Genomic DNA, 4,659 nt, shown 5'->3' with positions numbered 1-4,659 from the left:
GTCCTCGACGGACGGCTCGTCCACCATCACCGGCTGGAAGCGGCGTTCGAGCGCCTTGTCCTTCTCGATGTACTTGCGGTACTCGTCGAGCGTCGTGGCGCCGATGCAGCGCAGCTCGCCGCGCGCGAGCGCCGGCTTGAGCATGTTGGCGGCATCGACCGCGCCCTCGGCGGACCCGGCACCGACGAGCGTGTGCAGCTCGTCGATGAACAGGATGATGCCGCGGTCGCTGGACGTGATCTCCTTGAGCAGCGCCTTGAGGCGGTCTTCGAACTCACCGCGGTACTTGGTGCCGGCGATCAGCTGGCCCAGGTCCAGCGCGAGGATGCGTTTTTCGCGCAGCGACTCGGGGCAGTCGCCGTTTGCGATGCGCTGGGCGATGCCCTCGACGATCGCGGTCTTGCCGACGCCGGCCTCGCCGACGAGCACCGGGTTGTTCTTGGTGCGCCGCGACAGGATCTGCATCGCGCGGCGGATCTCCTCGTCGCGGCCGATGACCGGGTCGAGCTTGCCCTCGGAGGCCAGCCGCGTGAGATCCCGGGTGTAGCGCTCGAGCGCCTCGTACTTGCCTTCGGGCTCCGGGTCGACGATGCGCTGGGTTCCGCGGATCTCCGACAGCGCCCGCATCATCGAGTCGTAATCGACGCCGGCGGCGCGCAGCGCCTCGGTGGCCGCGCCGAAGCCGGAGCCGGACAACAGCGCGAGCGCGAAGTGCTCGGTCGACAGGTACTCGTCCTTGAACTTCGCCGCCTCCTTGCCGGCGGCCTCCCACAGGCGCTTGAGGTCGCGCGACATGCCGATGTCGAGCGCGGTTCCCTGCGCCTTGGGCAGCTTGTCGAGCGCCTGGTTCAGCAGGCGGGATACGGTGGCGGGGTCGGCGCCGATCCGGGCGAGCAGCCGCGGCACCAGGCCGTCTTCCTGGGTGAGCAGGGCGGACAACAGGTGCTCGGGGCGGACTTCCGGATGGCCGTGTTGGGCCGCGATTTCGCGACTGCGGGCGAGCGCGTCTTGCGCTTTGACGGTGAGCTTGTCGATGAGCATGCCCGCAATGTAAGCACCACTACGTCTGCCGCAAGGGGGCGGAATCGCCCGTGGAACTCCGCGTCCATCCGGAGCGCGGCGCCGGCGGTCGCGCCTGGCCGGCCGAAGCCCGCGATCGCAGTCGCGGGCGCCGCCGCGGCGCCGTGCCGGCGCGGCCGCGGCCCGCGGGCGGCCCGCGGCCGGACCCGGGGAGGCGGTGCCGGCGCGGCGGCCGCCCGGTCAGAACAACTCGTCTCTGCGCTCGAGCAGCCGCTTCGCTTTCTTCTTTTCGATCGCGGCTTCCGGCTCGAGGCCCGGGAGGATGTCGAGCGGAGCGTCGAGCACGAACCGGAGGTTTTCGTCGAACAGCTTCGGGTCCTGCGCCTTGGGGGCGTACAGCTCGGCGATGAGGACGTAGGTCGCGAGGTACTTCGGCCCGCGCTTGAGGCTCTCCTGGAAGTGCTCGTAGCTCTTTTTGAGGTCGCCGCCGGCGAATGCCGGCGCGACCGCGTAAAACGCGCCGAAGTAGCGGTCCGCGGCGCCGTAGAAGTAGTCGCGGTCGAGTTCGAACACGCGGCTCACGATCTTGAAGATCGCGTCCTTGTGTTTGAGGACGGTCGAAAAGCCTTTGGCCTTGCCCCATTTGCCCATGTTCGACGCGTACCAGTACATCAGCGGCACGCCATCGCGCCCGAGCACGGCGACCGCGTCCTCGACCTTGGCGCCGGTGCGCCGGCGTTTCTCGAACTCGGGCGACAGGGCGGCCATGCCGCGTTCCGCGTATTGCACGCCCTTGAGGTGCGTCTGCAGGTAGGCCTCGGTCTGGCCGTCGTCGAACGCGAGCCAGCCGTCGGCCAGCTCGTACAGCGCCTTCGTCAGCTTCAGGTACGTGTCGGCATCGTCGTCTTTGAGCCGAATGGCGGCCTCCCATTTGGCGATCGCCTGTTCGAGCTTGGCGCGATCGGCGCGCTGCTCCCACGCGGCGTCGCCCTCGGCGACGAGCTGCCGGTACTGCTCGGCTTGCGCACCCTGAAGGTCGCCGCGCTTGATGCCGGTCTGCATCCCCTGCGGCGCGGCACCACAGCTCGCGAGCCACGCCATTGCCACGGCGAATCCAGTCGAGCGAAAGGTCATACGATGCATCCTCCCAAATGTCCCGCTGAGGGCTGACTGCCCCATCGCAGGCCGTGCGCCCCGTTGCGGGGGGACTATCGCCTCGCCGTGACGGGGTGTCAAACGCGGGAGCCGGCGGCCGTGTCCGCGCCGCGGCTGCCGGCCGACTGGTCGGACGATCGCCGCGCCGGCCGCGCCGTCAGCCGCCGGCGAGCGCGGCGATCAGCGCGTCGGCTGTGCCGTCGCCGTCGGCCGGCTCCGCCGCGAGCGCGGCGACCAGGTCGGCCCGTCGGATCGCGCACTGCGCCCGCTGGAGATCCTCGACGAGGGCGGCTAACGCCGGGATGCGCCCGCGGTCGCCGCGTGCGACCTGCAAGAGCGCGGCGGCGAGTACGCCGGCATCGCCGATGCGGTCCGCGATGCGGATGGCGAGGCCACGGTCGCCGGTCGCCCCGGCGACCACCGCGGCACGCGCGAGGGTCGATTGGCCCGTTTCGGGGCTGAGCAGCGCGTCGCGCGCGTCGAGTTCGCGCACCATTTCCGCCGCGCTGGCGAGGTCGCCGGCGGCCACGTAGTGGTCGACGAGGCGGCGCTGGGTCGGTGCGCTGGTCGGATCGAGATCGATGGCGCGCAGGTAGGCCTCGGCCGCGTGCTCGGGATCGCCGAGCTGCGCGCGGTAGATCTCGCCGATGCGGTATTCGATCGTCGCCCGTTCGGCGGGCGACGCGGCCGCCGCGGCGAGCGCGGAAAGCGTCCGCGTCAGGTCGGCCCAGCGCTCGGCCTGCTCGTACATCTCGGCCAGCGGCTCGAGGGCGGCGACGTGGTCGGGCTGCTCGGCCAGCACGGCTTCGTAGTGGTCGATCGCGTCGGCGACGCGACCGGCGCGGCGGCTGAGCTCGGCGACCTGCATTCGCGCCGCGACCACGCCGGCAACGTCGTCCGGCGGCATCAGGTCGACGAGCGCCCGCGACGCATCGACGGCGGTGTCGATGTCGCCGAGCTGCAGCGCCGCGCGCGCCAACGCCGACAGCGCGATGCGGTTGGACGGGCACAGGCGCACGGCCTCGGCGTAGGCGGCGGCGGCTTCGTCGATGTCCGCGAGCGCTTCGGCGATCTCTCCGCGGCGGTAGGCGAGCACGTCGGGCGGCAGCGAACACGACTCGGGGCGCAGGCGCGCATACAGCTCGCGAGCGCGCACCCAGTCCGTCTTGTGATAGGCGAGGTCGGCGAGGGTCTCGAGTGCGCCGGGGTGGTTCGGGTCGGCGTGAAGCGCCTGCTCGAGCGCCGTGATCGCCCCGCCGGAATCGTCGAGGCGATCGAGGTAGAGGCGGCCGAGTTCGTACAGCAGCGCCGCGCGTTCGACCCGGTCGTCGATGGCGGAGGCCCTCGTGCGCAACACGTTGGCGACGACCGACCAGTCGCCGGCGGCGGACGCGGCGCGTTTGAGCGCGACGAACGCGGCGAGGTCGCCGCCGTCGCGCTCGAGCAGCTCGCCCGCGTGACGGCGGATGGCGGCCGCGTCGCCGGCGGCGACGGCCTGGTCGAGCAGGCGGTGGCGCAGGTCGCGCTGCTCGTCCGGATCGACCGTCTCGCGCACGCGCATCTCGAGCAGCTCCGCGTGCGCGGCCCAGTCGTCTGGCGCGACGCCGACGCGGGCCGCGGATGCGTGGGCCGCGTCGCTGTCGGCGGCGTTGGCGGCGTACAGGGCGGCCAGTCCGTACAGCCGGCGCGCCAGCTCCTTTTTGCCCGCGCGTTCGGCGCACGCGCCGGCGCGGCGAAGCATGTGGCTGCGCTCGTCGTCGGTCCGCGCGTGGTGCGCCGCGCGCTCGCCCATCAGCGCGGCGTCTTCGTGGCGTCCGGCCAGTTCGTACAGGCGCGCCAGGGGCGCCGGCGCGGCGGGAATGTCGGGGTCGAGCGCCAGCGCTTGCTCGTAGTTGACCCGCGCCTGGCCCGCGTCGAACAGCTTCTCGTCGTAGATCATCGCGAGTTCGAGGTGCAGCGCGGCCGCCTCGACGTCGGTCGGCGCGGAGTCGATTTCCCGGTACAGCAACTCGGCGGCGAGAGCCCATTCCCCGCGCGCCATCGCGACGGAACGCAGCGCGTAGGCGATGTCCCGATCGGTCGGATCGTTGGCGTGCGCTTCCTTCAGGCAGCGATAGGTCTCCGGCTCGCGGTGAAGGACGTCCCGGTAGAGCTTGGCGCGCCGGTACCACAGCTGCGCACGGTCGCGGCCGGACGCCGCGGCGACGATGCGCCGGCCGAGAACTTCGGTGAGCGCGTCCGTATCGCCGCGCGCGCCGTAAATGCGCTCGAGCGCCGCCAGCGGACGATCGTCGGTCGGGTGGGCGGCGCTGGCCAACTCATACTGGCCGATCGCGGCATCGAGGTTGCCGCCGTCTTCCAGCGCGCGGGCTCGCTCGAGCATGTGTTCGAGGTCGGCGTCGGGCGCGGCGGGACGCGCGTCGCTCGCGCCGGCATCGCCGTCGCGGTCGGCGTCGGGCGCGGCGGGCCGCGCGTCGGTCGCGC

The 4,659-nt window shown here is 72.1% G+C and carries 3 protein-coding genes; all 3 read right to left on the bottom strand.

Annotation, left to right across the window (positions count from 1 at the left end):
- Window positions 1–1,041, bottom strand: a 1,041-nt coding sequence (locus D6689_02420; GenBank protein ID RMH44405.1) for an AAA family ATPase, incomplete at its 3' end; no start/stop codon positions are given.
- 219 nt (window positions 1,042–1,260) lie between these two features.
- On the bottom strand, window positions 1,261–2,199 hold the full coding sequence (locus tag D6689_02415; GenBank protein ID RMH44404.1) for a hypothetical protein: 939 nt from the start codon (window positions 2,197–2,199) through the stop codon (window positions 1,261–1,263).
- Window positions 2,200–2,332: 133 nt separating this feature from the next.
- A partial coding sequence (locus D6689_02410) for a hypothetical protein (protein ID RMH44403.1) occupies window positions 2,333–4,659 on the bottom strand: 2,327 nt, incomplete at its 5' end.

The organism is Deltaproteobacteria bacterium (assembly GCA_003696105.1).
Taxonomy (GTDB): Bacteria; Myxococcota_A; Polyangia; order Haliangiales; family J016; genus J016.
Note: the sequence above shows the minus strand (reverse complement) of the source record. Positions and strands in the feature narration are given on the sequence as shown.